General features: G+C 56.6%; 17 protein-coding genes. 10 read left to right on the top strand and 7 right to left on the bottom strand.

Annotation, left to right across the window (positions count from 1 at the left end; genetic code table 11):
* Window positions 1-50: 50 nt before the first annotated feature.
* The 3 genes from EMQ_RS09785 to EMQ_RS09775 all read right to left on the bottom strand — a co-directional run bounded on the left by EMQ_RS09785 (window position 51) and on the right by EMQ_RS09775 (window position 2,322).
* On the bottom strand, window positions 51-611 hold the full coding sequence (locus tag EMQ_RS09785; RefSeq protein WP_018308078.1) for a flavin reductase: 561 nt from the start codon (window positions 609-611) through the stop codon (window positions 51-53).
* A complete protein-coding gene (locus EMQ_RS09780; RefSeq protein ID WP_018308079.1) occupies window positions 601-1,299 on the bottom strand; it encodes a peroxiredoxin-like family protein in 699 nt (232 codons plus the stop codon). The genes EMQ_RS09785 and EMQ_RS09780 overlap by 11 nt, the downstream gene beginning before the upstream one ends.
* 96 nt (window positions 1,300-1,395) lie before the next feature.
* Window positions 1,396-2,322, bottom strand: coding sequence for a LysR substrate-binding domain-containing protein (locus EMQ_RS09775; RefSeq protein WP_010666025.1), 927 nt, complete (start codon window positions 2,320-2,322; stop codon window positions 1,396-1,398).
* 153 nt (window positions 2,323-2,475) lie between these two features.
* Here EMQ_RS09775 and EMQ_RS09770 point away from each other — a divergent pair, with 153 nt between their 5' ends.
* From EMQ_RS09770 to EMQ_RS09750, 5 genes are read left to right on the top strand one after another with little or no spacing between them, the layout of a single operon-like run.
* Window positions 2,476-3,567 carry an LLM class flavin-dependent oxidoreductase gene (locus tag EMQ_RS09770; protein ID WP_010666026.1) on the top strand — a complete coding sequence of 364 codons (1,092 nt, stop codon included), beginning with the start codon at window positions 2,476-2,478 and terminating at the stop codon, window positions 3,565-3,567.
* Between the two features lie 7 nt (window positions 3,568-3,574).
* A complete protein-coding gene (locus EMQ_RS09765; protein ID WP_010666027.1) occupies window positions 3,575-4,561 on the top strand; it encodes an NAD(P)-dependent oxidoreductase in 987 nt (328 codons plus the stop codon).
* 26 nt (window positions 4,562-4,587) lie between these two features.
* Entirely contained in the window at window positions 4,588-5,382 is a 795-nt protein-coding gene (locus EMQ_RS09760; RefSeq protein ID WP_010666028.1) for a class II aldolase/adducin family protein, read from the top strand.
* 22 nt (window positions 5,383-5,404) lie between these two features.
* Window positions 5,405-6,004, top strand: coding sequence for a cysteine dioxygenase family protein (locus EMQ_RS09755; RefSeq protein WP_010666029.1), 600 nt, complete (start codon window positions 5,405-5,407; stop codon window positions 6,002-6,004).
* On the top strand, window positions 6,001-7,617 hold the full coding sequence (locus tag EMQ_RS09750) for a rhodanese-like domain-containing protein (RefSeq protein WP_018308080.1): 1,617 nt from the start codon (window positions 6,001-6,003) through the stop codon (window positions 7,615-7,617). Before EMQ_RS09755 ends, EMQ_RS09750 begins: the two co-directional genes overlap by 4 nt.
* Before the next feature lie 322 nt (window positions 7,618-7,939).
* Here the strand turns inward: EMQ_RS09750 and EMQ_RS09745 are convergent, their stop codons facing one another.
* Window positions 7,940-10,462 carry an excinuclease ABC subunit UvrA gene (locus EMQ_RS09745; protein WP_010668890.1) on the bottom strand — a complete coding sequence of 841 codons (2,523 nt, stop codon included), beginning with the start codon at window positions 10,460-10,462 and terminating at the stop codon, window positions 7,940-7,942.
* Window positions 10,463-10,650: 188 nt separating this feature from the next.
* Entirely contained in the window at window positions 10,651-11,439 is a 789-nt protein-coding gene (locus EMQ_RS09740) for a deaminated glutathione amidase (RefSeq protein WP_018308082.1), read from the bottom strand.
* A gap of 124 nt (window positions 11,440-11,563) precedes the next feature.
* Between EMQ_RS09740 and EMQ_RS09735 the strand changes: the two genes are divergently transcribed.
* Window positions 11,564-11,845, top strand: coding sequence for a SelT/SelW/SelH family protein (locus tag EMQ_RS09735; RefSeq protein WP_010668853.1), 282 nt, complete (start codon window positions 11,564-11,566; stop codon window positions 11,843-11,845).
* Between the two features lie 504 nt (window positions 11,846-12,349).
* Here EMQ_RS09735 and EMQ_RS09730 read toward each other — a convergent pair.
* The gene (locus EMQ_RS09730) at window positions 12,350-12,748 is read right to left on the bottom strand and encodes a hypothetical protein (RefSeq protein WP_010668606.1); all 399 of its coding nucleotides are present in this window, start codon (window positions 12,746-12,748) and stop codon (window positions 12,350-12,352) included.
* 242 nt (window positions 12,749-12,990) lie between these two features.
* On the opposite strand from EMQ_RS09730, the gene EMQ_RS09725 reads away from it, so the two are divergent.
* Genes EMQ_RS09725 through EMQ_RS09710 form a run of 4 tightly spaced genes read left to right on the top strand, consistent with a single transcriptional unit; the run spans window position 12,991 to window position 15,261 of the window.
* Complete coding sequence (locus EMQ_RS09725) at window positions 12,991-13,314, top strand: YnfA family protein (protein ID WP_010668602.1); 324 nt, start codon at window positions 12,991-12,993, stop codon at window positions 13,312-13,314.
* A gap of 42 nt (window positions 13,315-13,356) precedes the next feature.
* Complete coding sequence (queE, locus tag EMQ_RS09720; protein WP_010668603.1) at window positions 13,357-13,992, top strand: 7-carboxy-7-deazaguanine synthase; 636 nt, start codon at window positions 13,357-13,359, stop codon at window positions 13,990-13,992.
* A 2-nt stretch (window positions 13,993-13,994) separates the two neighbouring features.
* Window positions 13,995-14,744 (top strand): 7-cyano-7-deazaguanine synthase QueC, encoded by a 750-nt coding sequence (queC, locus tag EMQ_RS09715; RefSeq protein ID WP_010668604.1) that lies wholly within the window; start codon window positions 13,995-13,997, stop codon window positions 14,742-14,744.
* On the top strand, window positions 14,737-15,261 hold the full coding sequence (locus EMQ_RS09710) for a 6-pyruvoyl trahydropterin synthase family protein (RefSeq protein WP_026200102.1): 525 nt from the start codon (window positions 14,737-14,739) through the stop codon (window positions 15,259-15,261). Before queC ends, EMQ_RS09710 begins: the two co-directional genes overlap by 8 nt.
* Window positions 15,262-15,389: 128 nt before the next feature.
* Here the strand turns inward: EMQ_RS09710 and EMQ_RS09705 are convergent, their stop codons facing one another.
* Window positions 15,390-15,809 (bottom strand): hypothetical protein, encoded by a 420-nt coding sequence (locus EMQ_RS09705; RefSeq protein WP_010669315.1) that lies wholly within the window; start codon window positions 15,807-15,809, stop codon window positions 15,390-15,392.
* Window positions 15,810-16,011: the final 202 nt, after the last annotated feature.

Here is a 16,011-nt window from a genome sequence, read left to right as displayed (position 1 = left end):
AAGAGGGGCGATTTCCGGGCGGATATCTGCCCTGAAGTCGCCTGCTGTCATCAGGCTGTATCCTGAACTTTCAGGGATGCCGCCTGTGACGAAAAAGGCAGGTGGTGGAAGGCGCGGCCGCACCACGCAAGACCCGCGGCAATCGTGTCACTGATCACGATGTCGCGGACCGCGCAGAACAGAACGTCATGTGTTCCTGACCTGCGGATATCTTCAATCACACAATCCAGTGTCACGGCAGCATCATCCAGAAGCGGCGCGCCGGTTTTCCCCACACGCCAGACACCGGAAGCGAATTTCTCTTCGGGCGTGCGCCGGGAACTGGCGAACACACCTGCCACATCGTCATGACCGCGGCCAAGAATGCTGATTCCAACCACGCCGTTGCGTCGGAATGCTTCGTGAGAACGATTGCTGCGATTGAGGCAGACGAGAACCGTCGGAGGCGTATCACTCACGCTTGTTATGGCGGAGACAGTCAGGCCCTGACGACCGGCCGGACCGTCGGTAGCCACGACCGTCACGGGTGCTCCGAGACGGCTCATGGCTTCCCGAAACAGTTCAGCCGGGACAAAAGTCTGCTCATCGACCACAATGTCGTCAGGCTGCATGGGAGGCTTTTCCTTTCTCCAGTCCCAGTGCCGCCAGAACACGGTCACTTTCCGTGCGGTCCATCCAGTCAGGCGAGACGTCGGCAAAGCGTACGACACGCCCGGGACCGATGACGATCACGGCAGGCTTGGGAAGTTCCCATGTATTTTCGAGACCGTTCAGTGCTTCGCTCTTTCCGCCCTTTGCGAGCGCGCTCTGCCGGGATGGTTCATCGAATGTGTAGGTAAGACCCAATGCGCGTGACAGCTTCAGCCCTGCATCGGTTGCGACCGGGAAAGGCAGGTCATGGCGCGTGGCAATCTCGGAAAGAAGCGCCGTCGGCTGGGGAGAGATCGCCAGAAGGGGAATGCCGGACGCTTTCAGTTCAGGCCACAATGTATCGCGATAATGGGGAAGAGCAATGTTACAGGCCGGACATCCAGCAAAGCGGAAGAACACCAGAACGGCCGGTCCTTTCGCCACCAGATCATCCAGTGACACCGTGCTTCCGTCCACGGCAGACAGCGCGAGCGGCGGCAGCACGTCTCCTGCCTTTACGGCAGATGCGGTCTTGCCGTGATCGCGGATCAGTGTGGCCCGCTGATTGACGTTTACGGCCAGAGCCGCGGGCTCCCACGTGCGCTCGCGCTCTTCTTCCAGTTCCCGGAACTTGGCGCGGAGAGGGGCTACAGATGCGGATGACGTCATGAGAAACCTCGTTGCAGATATCGGTATGATCCGATCCTGCCGCGAAGACTTCCCTGTCTCATAAAGAGTTCTTGTCATCCATTCCTTGAACATTATTCAAGCGCCAGCCGCTGCTGCCAGCAGATCCCCGATATCGTTTGCAGCATCCCCGAGACGGTTGCGGCGGACGAGAATGGTTTCGATCTCTGGGACAGCGGGAAGAGCGTCACTTGTGATTGTGGGCAGCCCTTCAGCCGTGGCGAACCGGCGTGTACGGCAACTCACACCAAGCCCACCACGGACCCCCGCCCGCATGGCTGGCAGATTGGGTGTTTCCAGTACCAGCCGGTAGTCACGTCGCTCCTGTGTCAGAGCACGCAAAGCAGCGTCCCGAAAACGGCAGGGTGGCTCGAGAAGAACAAGCGGCACTTCAGACAACTCGGCGATGGCCGGATCCCCGATCCACGCCATACGGTCATGCCCCACCACTTTCCATGTCGCGCCGGAACGGTCTCCATGCTGTCCAAGGCACAGAACGAGATCGAGTCGGGAGCGGTCGAACAGATCCAGGAGTTCTGCTGATCCACCAATCTGGATCACAAGGCGGGAACGCGGATGCGCCAGACGGAACTGTCCAAGCACGTCCGGAAGGAGTGTGTCGGCAAAATCCTGCACCATACCGACAGTGATCGGTTCCGGCTCCGAGTCCTGACCGAGCTTGCACATGATCCGGTCGTTGAGCGCGAGAAGCTGACGGGCATATCCGACCAGTTCCTCTCCGATGGGCGTCAGAATCAGGCGACGTCCATCACGTCGGAAAAGCTTCTGCTGGAGCACGTCTTCCAGACGTTTCATCTGCAGGCTGAGCGCGGACTGTGTCAGGAAAATCGTCTCGGTTGCCTGCGCCATGGAACCTGCTTCCACGATCGCCACGAATGATCGCAGAAGTTCGCTGGGAACATTGCGGGCCATGCGTTGAGGCAGGGGAGCGTTCAGATAGGGATCAGCGGGAGGGCCAGAAGAAGGCCGGGTAGACTGGGACATGATGGGCTCCGGTCTCGATCTCCGTTTAATGACCGGTTCGGCCATATTACGACAGATGAAGTGTGTATTGAGTATTCCTTGCTTGCTTTTTATCATTTTTCAAGTGTTAATTTTAATATAACTATATTTTATAGTGATTTTGGAGGGATAACCATGTCCGTCGAGTTCATCGGTTACGTCGGCAGCCGCAATCATTCAGAGATCATCCCGCCATCAGGTCCGGTCGTTGATCCAAAACATATCGAAACAGCGGCGAAAATTCATGAGAATGGCGGATTCGACCGCGTTCTGGTCGCCTTCCATTCCAATTCACCCGAAAGCATTCTTATCGCCCAGCACGCGGCGTCTGTCGCGCCGGATCTCGGTCTTCTGATCGCTCATCGTCCCGGTTTCAATGCGCCTACTATCGTCGCGCGTCAGCTTGCCACGCTCGACAACCTCACGCGGGGACGTGTTGCCGTGCATATCATCACGGGCGGTAGTGATTTGGAGCTGCAGGCTGACGGCGATCATACGACTAAAGCCCAGCGTTACGCCCGCACCAGTGAGTATCTCGATATTGTGCGGAAGGAGTGGAGCGAAACCTCGCCATTCGATTACAAGGGCGCGTTCTATGACGTCCGTGGCGCCAATTCGCTGGTCCATCCGTATAATGCAGATGCCATTCCTGTTTACTTCGGCGGTTCTTCGGCGGAAGCGATCGAAGTCGCCGGCAAGCATGCCGATGTCTATGCCCTGTGGGGTGAAACCTACGAGCAGGTGGCCGAAACCGTCTCACGAGTTCGCGCGGCTGCCGCGAAACATGGTCGGTCGCCGCGCTTCTCGCTCTCACTACGGCCTATTCTCGCGGAAACGGAAGAGGCGGCATGGGCGCGCGCCGATCGTATTCTTGAAAAAGCCCGCGTTCTTCAGGAAACGACTGGATTTGTTCGGAATAAAGATGTGCCCAATGAAGGATCGCGTCGCCTTCTGGCTGCGGCCTCGCAGGGAAGGCGGCTCGACAAGCGTCTCTGGACCGGGATTGCGGAACTGACCGGGGCCAAGGGAAACTCCACTTCGCTTGTCGGCACACCCCAGCAGGTTGCTGAAGCGCTCATCGATTATTACCGGCTCGGAATTTCCACATTCCTGATCCGTGGGTTTGATCCGCTGCTTGATGCATATGAATATGGCCGTGATCTGATCCCGCTGGTTCGTGAACTGGTGGCGGAAGAGGATACTCGCCGCCTGACACGCGTGGCCTGAAGCCTTCATGTCCGACACACATGAACGTCCCGTGCTCCTTGATCAGATCGGTGGTCCCATCGCCACCGTTCTGACCGATTATGCGCAGCAGGTGCGTGTGGTCGAGGGCAACCGCGACACCGCAGAGCCCTGGCAGACCGCAGGTGCCGACATTCTGCTGACCGGACCTTCTCCCGCGTGGGCGAAAGCGCCATCGTCACCTCCAGCCTCATGGCAGGATGGTCCACGCTGGGTTCAGATTGCATCTGCCGGAATAGACAGTTTTCCAAAGTGGTTGACGGAAGGCCGGATCGTGACCTGCGGGCGTGGCGACGCCGCTACACCGATTGCGGAATATGTGCTCTCCGCCCTGCTGCATCACGAGCGGCAGGTAGATGTGCTGCATCCTGTCACACCGCAGCAATGGACTGATGTCACCGCACCTTTCCGGCAGAATCCCGTGACCGGCACCCTGTATGGACGCACGCTGGGTCTTGCGGGTTACGGTGCGATAGGGCGGGCTATCGCCTCCCGGGCCCTTGCTTTCGGCATGCGTGTCCGGGTGTTTCGCCGTAGCGCGTGGACAGAAGTAGACGATGGCATCGAACCCGTCTCTTCACTCAGTGAGCTTTTCCATCAGGCCGATCATCTTGTTCTGGCCATGCCGCTTACTTCCGAGACGCGAGGTGTCATCAACGAGGATATCCTGCGTTCTGCAAAGGAAGGATTGCACCTCGTCAATGTCGCACGCGGGGCGCTTGTAGATCAGGATGCGCTTCTGCGTGCTCTGGATTCTGGCCGACCGGCTTTCGCTACACTGGATGTCACCACACCTGAACCTCTTCCCGCCGGACATCCGCTCTATACGCATCCCCGTGTCCGGCTGACGCCTCATATCAGCTGGGTCGGGCCGGACGTTCGCGCCAATCTTGTGCAGCGTATCCGGACCAATCTGTCCCGTTTCCTCAGAAATGAACCCCTTCTCGACGTGATCGATCCAGAACGTGGCTACTGATCACAGCAGATTTAAGGACTGTATCCATGAACGCCATTTCTCCCGTTGCAGCTCCCAAGGCCCGCACTTTCAGGCTTGAGCCCCGTCCACCGGCGGCATCGTATGAAGAAGAGCGGCTGCATCGCAAACAGCGATTGGCAGCCACGTTCCGTCTGTTCGGACGTTATGGTTTCGATCAGGGTCTGGCAGGCCATGTGACGGCGCGTGATCCGGAATTCCCCGATCAGTACTGGATCAATCCTTTGGGTGTGCATTTTTCGCAGATCCGTACATCCAACCTGCAACTCGTTGATCATGACGGGAATATCCTGATTGGAAATCGTCCTATCAATACGGCGGGTTTCACCATTCATTCCGCACTGCACAGGGCGCGCCCGGATGTGATTGCCGCAGCCCATACCCATTCCACTTACGGCAAGGCTTTCTCCGCTCTCGGTGTTCCTTTACTGCCGCTCACTCAGGATTCCTGCGCTTTTTACGAAGATCATGCTGTTTTCGATCCTTTTTCGGGTGTGGTGCTGGAAGACAGCGAGGGGGATCGTCTGGCCGAGACACTGGGCAACCGGAGTGCCCTCATTCTCCAGAATCATGGTCTGCTGACGGTCGGTCATTCCGTGGAAACAGCTGCGTGGCGTTTCATTTCAATGGATAATGCCGCTCATGCCCAGCTTCTCGCGCAGGCTGCGGGACCGCTGAAGCCGATCTCTCATGATATAGCCAGCAAGACTGCCGCACAGGTCGGCACGGAACAGGGTGGCTATTTCTCGTTCCAGCCTCTGTGGGACTGGATTGTCGCGCAGGAACCCGACCTTCTCGACTAATCTCTCACGACAGGAACGGCTTATGACCACAATTTCTTCCCTGCGCGATTTCATCGTTGATTTCACGAAACTTCACGATACGGACAGTGATCCGCAGAAACTTCAGGCGGAAGGAGCAAAACTCCTCCGCAGGCTGGTCTCCCGAGACGACTGGCTGCCTGACGAATTCGCGCAGCCTAGTCCGGAACGTTACAGCCAGTATCTCCTGCATTGCGATCCACTGGAGCGTTTTTCAGTCGTCAGCTTTGTCTGGGGGCCAGGTCAGAAAACTCCCCTGCACGATCATCGTGTATGGGGCCTGATTGGCATGTTGCGTGGTCGTGAGAGCGAAACACAGTATGAGCGTGACGCAACAGGTCATTTTCATGCCAGGGAAACCAGCTTTCTGGAACCGGGTGAAGTCGCAACCCTGGCTCCGGGCGTCAATGATTATCATCTTGTGGCCAATGCGCTGGAGGATGAAACGTCGATCTCCATTCATGTCTATGGCGCCAATATTGGCGGCGTTTCCCGTGCCACCTACGATCCGGAAACCGGCGCGGAGAAAACCTTTATTTCGGGCTATTCCAGCGAAGAGACACCCAATCTGTGGGATCGTTCCCGCGAAAGGCAGGCAGCATGAACGCGCTCTTCCCTTCTGACGCACCGATTGCGGAAACTGCTTCGGAAACCGTCCGTGAACGGCTGCGTGCCGGTAAGGAAATTGCTCTTCTTGATGTGCGTGAAGAAGCTTTTTTTGCAGCAGGGCACCCGCTTTTTGCGGTCAATCTCCCGTTGGGACGTATTGAAGAGCTGGTTACAGCCCTTATTCCCCGCCATACCGTGCAGGTCGTGGTGTATGACAATGGAGAGGGGCTTGTCCGCCCTGCCGTCGAGTTGCTCAGGCAATTGGGTTATGCGGATGTTTCGGCTCTGACGGGTGGCCTGGACGGTTGGCGTGCATCCGGAGGCGAACTGTTCATCGACGTGAATGTGCCGTCCAAGGCGTTCGGCGAACTGGTCGAGCATGTCCGCCATACGCCTTCCCTGCCAGCGGAAGAGGTACATGCCCGCATCGCGCGAGGCGATGATCTTGTCATTCTCGATGCACGGCGTTTCGTGGAATACAACACGATGTCCATTCCCGGCGGTCGCTCCGTGCCCGGGGCAGAACTCGCCCTACGGGTGCGCGATATAGCGCCGTCACCGGATACCACGGTGATCGTGAACTGCGCTGGCCGCACGCGTTCGATCATTGGCACGCAGTCTCTGGTCAATGCAGAAATTCCCAACCCTGTGTTTGCCCTGCGTAATGGCACGATCGGCTGGACGCTGGCCGGGTTCGAATTGGATCATGAGGCCAGTCGCAAGGCACCGGATTTCACGGAGGCGAATCACACGAAAGCCCGACACAGAGCGCAGGAACTCGCTGAAAAAACCGGCGTCGAGTTCATTTCACCGGTTCAACTTGGGGCATTGGAAAGCCGGGCAGACCGTTCGCTGTACCGGCTCGACGTGCGCTCCCCGGCGGAATATGAAGCAGGGCATCTGGCGGGGTTTCGTTCGGCTCCCGGAGGTCAGTTGGTGCAGGCAACGGATGAATGGATCGGTGTGCGTCATGGCACGATCGTCCTGACTGACACTGACGGTGTGCGCGCCCGCATGACCGGCCACTGGCTGCGTCAGCTTGGATGGAAGCATGTGTATGTTCTGGATGACTGGACAGGGCTGAAGCAGGAAACTGGCCTGCAGCCCGTTCTTCTGTCGCGCCCTCTTGCTGCCATTCCTTCAATTACGCCCGCTAATCTTCTCGCGCAGAGTGCTGGGTCCAATCCGCCTTTGATCCTTGATCTGGCCACCAGCCGAATATTCAGAACAGGGCATGTTCCCGGTGCTTTCTTTATCATCCCGACGGATATGTTTGCGCATCCTGATGTGCCAGCTACGCGGCAGATCGTTCTGACGTCTCCTGATGGTGTTGCTGCACAGATTGCGGCTCAGCGTCTTGCAGAAAACGGTATCGAAGTAAAAGTGCTGGATGGAGGGACTACGGCATGGAAAGCAGCTGGTTACGCTCTTGAATTGGGCCTGTCCAAAGAAAATGCTCTTTCTGAACCAGTCGATATCTACAAACGGCCTTATGAGGGTACTGACAATGCCCGTGAAGCCATGCAGGCCTATCTCGATTGGGAGTTTGGTCTCGTCGCCCAGCTTGAGCGCGATGGTACGCATGGCTTTTCAGTGCTGGAAACGTAAGCCTGCTTTGTTCATGGAGGCAGGAGAAAGGGAGAAGTGGGCGACCGCTTCTCCCTTTTTTAAAAGATTTTGTTTTTACCAGAATGTTCTGGAAAACGTTATGTGTTTTGACTGTGGAGACCAGCACTGCTTCTGGGCATGAAGCCTGCGAAGATGATTACGTAGATTGCAATGCATTGTGATAAAAATCATCACAATATTGTTTCTGACACTCTGGATATTTCTCCAGTTTCTGATGCAGGAATATGTTCCTCATTCGGAAACAATAAACCTGCATTACGGAGAAAATATGCTTCTATTTTATTTCATGATATATCAGTTTCTATCCTGTATATCGCATCAAAAATGGTGCCGTGACACTCCCTTTCCCATGCGCAACCGTGTGCGGTGTTCCTTCCACCACGATATGACCGCCCTTGTTGCCTGCGCCCGGTCCGAGATCGACCACCCAGTCACCGCGCGCCACCAGACGCATATCGTGTTCGGCGACGATCACGGTGTTGCCACCGTCCACCAGTTCGTGAAGATGATCCATCAGCCGGTCCGCGTCCGATGGATGCAGGCCAGTCGTCGGTTCATCGAGAACGTAAAGCGTATGACCCCGACGCTGCTTTTGCAGTTCGGTCGCCAGCTTGATCCGCTGGGCTTCACCTCCTGAGAGTTCCGTTGCGGGCTGACCGAGTTTAAGGTGTCCAAGCCCGCCGCGCTGAAGTGTCGTTAAAGCCTGCGCCGGACCGGCATCTTCAGCAAAGAATGCGCAGGCGGCATCGACATTCATGTCGAGAACCTCGGCGATGGATTTTCCGCGATAGGTTACTTCCAGAATTTCCGGCTTGTAGCGTGCACCGTGACAAGCCGGACAAGGCGCATAGACGCTCGGCAGGAATAGAAGCTCCACCATGGTCGAGCCGGCACCTTCGCAGGTTGGACAACGGCCTTTCGGAAGATTGAATGAAAAATGACCCGCATCGTATTTGCGTTTCCGCGCCAGTTCCGTCCCGGCGTACAGTTTGCGGATTGTATCGAAAAGCCCAGTGTAAGTCGCAAGATTTGATCGTGGCGTGCGGCCGATGGGTTTCTGGTCGATCACCACAAGACGTTTGATGGTCTCCAGCCCTCCTACAATACGCCCTTCTGGCTCACCGGCATGTGCTGACGAGACAAGTGCGTTCTCTTCCTCGTCCGTTTCCGGTAACGCCTGACCAAGCGCCTTGGCGACGATGGTTGTGAGAACCTGACTGACTAGCGAGGATTTTCCGGAACCCGACACGCCGGTAACGGACGTAAAGACGCCGAGTGGGAACGAAGCCGAAAGACCGTTCAGATTGTTCCAGTTGATATCGTCCAGTTTCAGCCATCCGGATGGCTTGCGTGGCGTGTGGCTCACTTTCGAAGTGGCGGCGAACACGTAATCCCGTGTTCGGGAGCCCTCGACGTCTTTCAGCCCCGCGAGCGATCCGGAATACAGCACCTCGCCTCCGCGTGTGCCTGCCTGCGGACCGACATCCACGACCCACTCCGCATTACGGACGATATCGAGATTATGCTCGACAAGGAAAAGGGAATTTCCAGCGTTACGTAAGCGGTCAAGCGCCGCAAGAAGCGCCTGAGTATCGGCAGGATGCAGTCCGGCGGAAGGCTCGTCCAGCACATAGACCACACCGAACAGATTGGAGTGGATCTGTGTGCCAAGACGCAGGCGCTGATATTCTCCGGGTGAGAGCGTCTGCACGCCACGATCCATCTGGAGATAGCCCAAACCAAGATCTTCCAGTACGCCAATCCGCGCGATCATGTCTTCGACAATGCGTCCGGCAGCAATGGCGGTTGCATCCTCAGCCGGGTTTGCGTCGACAGACGCCCGCAATGTTCCGGCGATGGTTTCCAGCGGCAGCGCCGTCATGGCTGCGATGTTGTAGCCGCCAAACGTCACACGCAGCGCATCGGCGTTCAGTCGCTGACCGTGACATTCCGGGCAATCGGTGGAGGTTATGAATGCCTCGACGCGTTTGCGCATCATGGCGCTCTGCGAGTTGGCGAACGTCTGAAGAATGTAGCGGCGCGCGCCGGTGAAGGTGCCCTGATAGCCGGGCTCCAGTCCCCGGGCGATGGCGCGCTGCACCTGCTCATGCGTAAAGCCGGGATAGACCGGATAGGTCGGCGTTTCGTCGGTGAACAGAATCCAGTCGCGTGTCTTTTTCGGCAGATCACGCCACGGACAATCCACATCGACGCCCTTCGTGATGAGGATGTCCCGTAGATTCTGTCCCTGCCACGCCGTCGGCCATGATGCGACAGCCCGATCGCGGATGCTGAGCGAATCATCCGGCACCATGCTCGCTTCCGTCACATCGTGGATGCGGCCCAGTCCGTGACAGCGTTTGCAGGCCCCCATCGGCGTATTGGGCGAGAAGGATTCCGCTTCCAGACGCGCCATGCCTGCCGGATAGGTTCCGGCGCGGGAATAGAGCATGCGCAGAAGGTTGGAGAGCGTCGTGATGCTGCCGACGGATGAGCGTCCGGAACTGCCGCCGCGTTGCTGCTGGAGCGCGATGGCTGGGGGCAGGCCGTCTACACTGTCCACGTCCGGAACAGGCATCTGCTGGAACAGACGACGCGCATAGGGGGAGACGGACTCTAGATAACGACGCTGCGCCTCGGCATAGAGTGTGCCAAATGCAAGCGAGGACTTGCCGGACCCGGAAACACCGGTGAACACCACGAGACTGTCACGCGGCAGATCAACACTGACGTTTTTCAGATTGTGTTCGCGTGCGCCCCGAACATGGACGAAGCCATCATCCCGGCTCTGGATCAGGTCTTTCGTCTCGTTCAGCGTGTCCATGGTGACTCCGGTTTGGAAGTTGTTTGTTTCTAAAAGACAGGATCAGAAAAACTTTGCCTTGTCGGAGAACAATGCTGCCGACCAAACTGGCCTTTTATAAATCAAAGTCTTTTTGCTTCTTTTTCTTCAGAAAAAGATGAACTCATCTCAATTGAATCCCGGACAAAGTGAATCCCCTACGCTTCACCCTATCCAAGCTCCGGATCCTTGAAACGACGATTTGCAAGCACTGGCAGCACCTCACGAGTCGCGCGGATGCGCTCAAGATCCACCTCCGCGAAAATCAGATCCGGCGCGATACCCGCACGGGCGACCGCCACACCCAGCGGATCGACCATCATGCTGCACCCGATGTTGCGCGGCCCGCACTCTCCCACGGCGGCCACGTAACATGTGTTTTCCAGCGCCCGCGCCGTGACCATTACCTCCCAGTGCCATTCCTTGCCGGGACCGCGCACCCAAGCGGCTGGCACCGTCAGCAGATCGGCACCGCGCACGGCGAGTGAGCGGGCCACTTCCGGGAAACGGACGTCGTAACAGGTCATCAATCCGACCTTGATATCGCCCACCTGAACGATGGGAGGCAGTTCCGTGCCGGGAATATAATCGTTCGATTCCTTCATGTTGAAGGCGTCGTAGAGATGCAGCTTGCGATAGCAGGTGACCAGACCGGACGCATTGAGCACGATCTGGCAGTTATGGGTCAGCCCGGATACGCCCGGCGTTGCGATGCAGCAGATAACGGTGAGATCCTTGCCCGTCAGTGCATCAATCAGGCCGGTGACGAAGGGGCCGTCAAGCGGCTGCGCCGTGCGCACGGTGATGCGGGGATCGTTCATGTCCGCCGCGATGATGCTCTCAGGAAGAATGAGAAGCTTTGCTCCTTCCGTCGCAGCCTTGTCGATCAGCGACACGCATTGGGCGAGATTGGTGCTCCATTCCGGAGCGACGGCGAACTGTCCGAGAGCGACTTTCATGCAGATGGTCCTATCAGGCCCCTGAAAGCATCAGGGGAGTGGTATCTCCGGTCAGGACTTTCTACGCTGTATTGCTGTGGGAGAGCAAAATCTCCGCTTCGCCTGTTCAGAAGGAAGTGTCTGCATGACCGAAACGGCTCATCGAGTCTCGATCCGCTATTGCACGCAATGCAACTGGCTTCTGCGTTCGGCATGGATGGCGCAGGAACTGCTCTCCACCTTCGGCACAGACCTGTCGGAAGTGACGCTATGCCCTGATACGGGTGGGAAATTCGAGATCAGGGTGAACGATATTCTGGTTTGGGAGCGCGTGCGGGATGGCGGTTTTCCCGGCCCGAAGGAACTGAAGAAGAAAGTGCGGGACGTGATCGCTCCGGAACGCGATCTCGGGCATGTGGATCGGTAGAGTGTGACGTCTTTTGTGCGTATGTAATAATAACTACTATGATTGGATAACAGAAATCACGATAATTGGACAGTGTTTTTTAAGTTCCGAAGCTTCTTTCTACTTTGGAGGAATATTGTCTTTTTGGAAAATTTTATCCCGTTTTTGTAAGAATTTCTAAAGTGTTTTTATAAACTACACTGAGAGGGTAGGTTGAGCTTGGACGGGTCGCCGTCCTCGTGCCTTACTAAGGATTCAGTTGTCAGAATGGATATGCAAGGAGATTTAGCCGTTCAATCATATCGCAGTTTTCAGTCATGACGGGATAAGGTGTTGTTTTTCCCGATATCCGCGCATACGGGAAAAAATTTGTCTCTACACGCAATGGTGGACGGTTTTCTGTGCCGTTACTTGTCACCGCAGAGATTGGTGTGTGAGAATAATTTCAGTTCAGTTTTTATAGATTGAAGAAGGCTGTTCCCGACACTCCGGAGGAAGATGCCAGGAACAGCGCAAAAGGATCAATCAGCCGAGGAGTGAGTTGCCAGGTGAAACCGGGAACGCAATCAGGTTTTCGCTTGTGACCCAGCCGCACTTGTTGACTGTGACAGCGGAGCCGATGGAGGAAATCGTCTGCTGCAGCAGGTTGAGGGCGCCGCTTACAGACATGCTTGCGCCCATGCTGTAACCGATCTTCATGTCGTTACCGACATTCTGCCAGGCGCTGGCGATGGTGGAGCAGGACGCGTGGTTAAAATAGTCAGCGCCAACATTGTACATTCCAGCCAGGTAGCCAGCATAGGCGCCGATCATGCCGGAGAGTGAGGTCTGGCTTGCTCCGCCGCAGGAGTACTGGGGATGATAGCAGCAACCACCAGAAACCGTGTTGAGTTCAGACAGTGAAAGTTCGCGCATGCCGGACATTTACTTTTCCCTTTGAAGTATCTGATGTTTCTGTGATCGTTTCGTTGAATTTTTTCTATCAGAACGTGAGTTTTTGACACAGATAATAGGTCGTTAATCCAGTGTTTTTTGTGTTATTAGTTCATCAAGAAAGCGCCATAAAATCGTTACAGCGATGGGGAGAATAATTTTGAAACATTAACAATATCTTTATAATATCTTGCGTAATAGTATATTTAACCTTTTGCTAACCTGAGAGCGTTATGTCCCTGATTATCTATACAATCGCAGCATTCGTTGAAATTGCAGGATGTTTTTCATTCTGGGCGTGGCTTCGCGAGGGACGTTCACCGTTCTGGCTGCTTCCCGGATGTGCCTCTCTCGTCGCTTTCGCGTGGCTGCTGACGCTGATCAACACCAATGCCGCCGGTCGTTCCTATGCTGCTTATGGAGGCATCTATATTGCGGTCGCGCTCTTTTGGCTCTGGAGCGTGGAGGGAGTTCAGCCTGACAGGGCGGACTATATCGGCGTGGCTTTATGCCTTGTTGGGACTGCCGTTATCCTGCTGTCGCCGCATAATACCTGATACCCCTTGCCTTCCACGCCATCTTGTCCGACATGACCCGGCATGAGTTACGCTGTTAAGGAACTTTTCCATACGTTGCAGGGCGAAGGCGGCCAGACCGGTCGTCCCGCTGTTTTCTGTCGTTTTTCCGGCTGCAATCTCTGGACCGGCCGGGAGGTGGACAGGGAGAAAGCAATCTGCCGTTTCTGCGATACCGACTTTATTGGCACGGACGGGGAGGGGGGTGGCCGCTTTGCGGATGCAGCGGCATTGGCCAAGGCCATCGTAGAAACCTGGGCGCTTCCGGAGCATGACCAGCGTTTTGTGGTGTTCACGGGCGGAGAGCCGCTGCTTCAGCTTGATAAGGCGCTCATCGACGCTGTGCATCAGGAAGGCTTCATGATCGCCGTGGAAAGTAACGGCACCATAGCCGCTCCCGAGGGTATTGACTGGCTTTGCATCAGTCCGAAAGCTGGCTCCGAGTGGGTTCAGAAAAGTGGTCATGAGCTGAAACTGGTCTATCCTCAGCCCGAACTCGATCCGGCGGATATGACGGCTCTTGATTTCCGGCAATTCTGGCTCCAGCCGATGGACGGTCCTGATCGCGTTGCCAACACGAACGCTGTAGTCCGATACTGCCTCGCCCATCCACGCTGGCGCCTGTCCCTCCAGACCCACAAGCTCATCGGGATACCCTGACCATGTCTTTCCAGCCTTCCTCAACAGACGGCGCGCTTGTGGTGTTTTCGGGCGGGCAGGATTCGGCGACCTGTCTCGCCTGGGCGCTCGACCGGTTTTCCCGCGTGGAAACACTGGGATTCGATTACGGCCAGCGGCACGCCGTCGAGCTGACCTGCCGCGATACGCTGCGTGATGGCATGGCGGCGCTTCAGGGTGACTGGAAAGAGCGGCTTGGTCCGGATCATACGCTGGAACTCGACGCACTGGGGAAGGTGTCGGACACGGCGCTGACCCGTGATACTGAAATCCAGATGACGGAAAGCGGCCTGCCCAGCACGTTTGTTCCCGGACGCAATCTGATTTTCCTGAGTTTCGCCGCCGCGCTCGCTTACCGGCGTGGGCTGCGCCATATTGTCACCGGTGTCTGCGAAACCGACTATTCCGGTTATCCCGACTGTCGGGACGATACGATCAAGGCGCTTCAGGTCGCCCTGAATCTGGGGATGGATTCGCGCTTCGTGCTGCACACGCCGCTCATGTGGATCGACAAGGCGCAGACGTGGCAACTGGCTGAATCGCTTGGCGGCGAACCGCTGGTGACGCTGATCAATCATGAGAGTCACAGCTGCTACCTCGGGACACGTGGTACGCTGCATGCTTGGGGGCATGGATGTGGCGTCTGTCCTGCCTGTGAATTACGCAAGGCGGGGTGGACGGCGTACGAGGCGCTACGCGAGGCCAGGACCTGCGGGAATGACGGTCATGGTTGATCTGATCTTCACCCGGCGTTTTTCGATGGGGCACCGATTGATTCACGGAGCGAGCGAAAGCTGCGCCCTGCCGCACGGTCACAATGAATTCGTCACCGTGCGTCTTGAGCCGACCAGTCTGAGGCCGCTTGATGGTGTCGCCAATATGCCGGTCTCGTTCCAGCGGGCCAAAAGTGGCTGGCACAGGTTTGTCGATGAGAAGCTGGACCACGCCCTGCAACTGGCGGAGGACGATCCTCTGCTGGGATGGTTCCGCGCCAACGAACCGGCGAGAGCCGAGCGGATCATTGTAACGCCGGGCGATCCGACCACCGAGATGATGGCCTGCCTGCTGAAAGCCAAGCTGGACGCGATGCTGGTTGCCGATGGAGCCGTCCTGCGCTGCACGACCATCACGTTGCAGGAAACGCCGACCAACACGGTGGAATTTTCCGGTGACCCTCTGCCAATGCTTCCTGAGCCAAGGCCTGCGGAACAGTGCTGGTGGCGGCGCGCCGACATGAGCATCGCGGATTGAAAACGACCTCGAAACGCACGCCGTAAATTGCAGGGAAGTTTTTGATGAAGCTTTTTCCGAAAAGCTTCAGAAAGACGATTTCGTAAATATTCTCAACCAGTTACCCGGAACCGGTCCAGACGAACCCTTCAGTCCGTTTCGCTTTTCAGGGCCGCACAGGCCTGCGCCAGTTTAGCTGGCCGATCCTGAGCCGTGCAGAGGCGACGCGCATCCGGTCCGCACATCTCGATGGCGTTTTCATAATCCGATTCGAGCACGTCCTTGGCGACCGTGAGATCGGCTGAGCTGGATCTTTCCTCAGCTGCGGAAATTTTCGCCTGCGTGTCGTGAAGCTCCTTCATGGCGGTGATGCATGCTTCACTGGCCTGTTCGGGATCTGACTGCAGCACGATCATTTCCTTGCGGAGCTGTTCATTTGCGACCGAGCTTTGCGCCGCAGACGTCAGCGTTTCGTCCGCCATCGCAGGAGTGGCAAGGCAGAACGCTGTCAGAGTCACAAGAGACAGGGCAGTCTTCACGTAAACAAGCCTTTCATCGGCGCCCTTCATCGGGCCTGACCGGGTGCGGTGCCAAACTTTATCGGCAGGATGCGGCGGAGAAAAGGTCACTTACCGCTGATGGGTGAAGATCAGGCAAATCCTTCTGCGCCTTTATCCTGTGGACAAGTAAGGTACGGCGCACAACCGCAGCCAGCTTTCCTCCGCATGGTCCGGTTATTTTAAGCAACCTCCATATTTTTATCTGCTTCAT

Source organism: Acetobacter aceti NBRC 14818, from assembly GCF_000193495.2.
GTDB classification, from domain to species: Bacteria; Pseudomonadota; Alphaproteobacteria; order Acetobacterales; family Acetobacteraceae; genus Acetobacter; species Acetobacter aceti.
The sequence above is the reverse complement of the archived record's forward strand: the minus strand, read 5'-3'. Positions and strand labels throughout refer to the sequence as shown.

Excerpts from the sequence above, each read along its gene's own strand:
- EMQ_RS09785 (WP_018308078.1), bottom strand. The coding sequence starts at position 611 with ATGCAGCCTGACGACATTGTGGTCGATGAGCAGACTTTTGTCCCGGCT.
- EMQ_RS09780 (WP_018308079.1), bottom strand. The coding sequence starts at position 1,299 with ATGACGTCATCCGCATCTGTAGCCCCTCTCCGCGCCAAGTTCCGGGAA.
- EMQ_RS09775 (WP_010666025.1), bottom strand. The coding sequence starts at position 2,322 with ATGTCCCAGTCTACCCGGCCTTCTTCTGGCCCTCCCGCTGATCCCTAT.
- EMQ_RS09770 (WP_010666026.1), top strand. The coding sequence starts at position 2,476 with ATGTCCGTCGAGTTCATCGGTTACGTCGGCAGCCGCAATCATTCAGAG.
- EMQ_RS09765 (WP_010666027.1), top strand. The coding sequence starts at position 3,575 with ATGTCCGACACACATGAACGTCCCGTGCTCCTTGATCAGATCGGTGGT.
- EMQ_RS09760 (WP_010666028.1), top strand. The coding sequence starts at position 4,588 with ATGAACGCCATTTCTCCCGTTGCAGCTCCCAAGGCCCGCACTTTCAGG.
- EMQ_RS09755 (WP_010666029.1), top strand. The coding sequence starts at position 5,405 with ATGACCACAATTTCTTCCCTGCGCGATTTCATCGTTGATTTCACGAAA.
- EMQ_RS09750 (WP_018308080.1), top strand. The coding sequence starts at position 6,001 with ATGAACGCGCTCTTCCCTTCTGACGCACCGATTGCGGAAACTGCTTCG.
- EMQ_RS09745 (WP_010668890.1), bottom strand. The coding sequence starts at position 10,462 with ATGGACACGCTGAACGAGACGAAAGACCTGATCCAGAGCCGGGATGAT.
- EMQ_RS09740 (WP_018308082.1), bottom strand. The coding sequence starts at position 11,439 with ATGAAAGTCGCTCTCGGACAGTTCGCCGTCGCTCCGGAATGGAGCACC.
- EMQ_RS09735 (WP_010668853.1), top strand. The coding sequence starts at position 11,564 with ATGACCGAAACGGCTCATCGAGTCTCGATCCGCTATTGCACGCAATGC.
- EMQ_RS09730 (WP_010668606.1), bottom strand. The coding sequence starts at position 12,748 with ATGTCCGGCATGCGCGAACTTTCACTGTCTGAACTCAACACGGTTTCT.
- EMQ_RS09725 (WP_010668602.1), top strand. The coding sequence starts at position 12,991 with ATGTCCCTGATTATCTATACAATCGCAGCATTCGTTGAAATTGCAGGA.
- queE (WP_010668603.1), top strand. The coding sequence starts at position 13,357 with ATGAGTTACGCTGTTAAGGAACTTTTCCATACGTTGCAGGGCGAAGGC.
- queC (WP_010668604.1), top strand. The coding sequence starts at position 13,995 with ATGTCTTTCCAGCCTTCCTCAACAGACGGCGCGCTTGTGGTGTTTTCG.
- EMQ_RS09710 (WP_026200102.1), top strand. The coding sequence starts at position 14,737 with ATGGTTGATCTGATCTTCACCCGGCGTTTTTCGATGGGGCACCGATTG.
- EMQ_RS09705 (WP_010669315.1), bottom strand. The coding sequence starts at position 15,809 with ATGAAGGGCGCCGATGAAAGGCTTGTTTACGTGAAGACTGCCCTGTCT.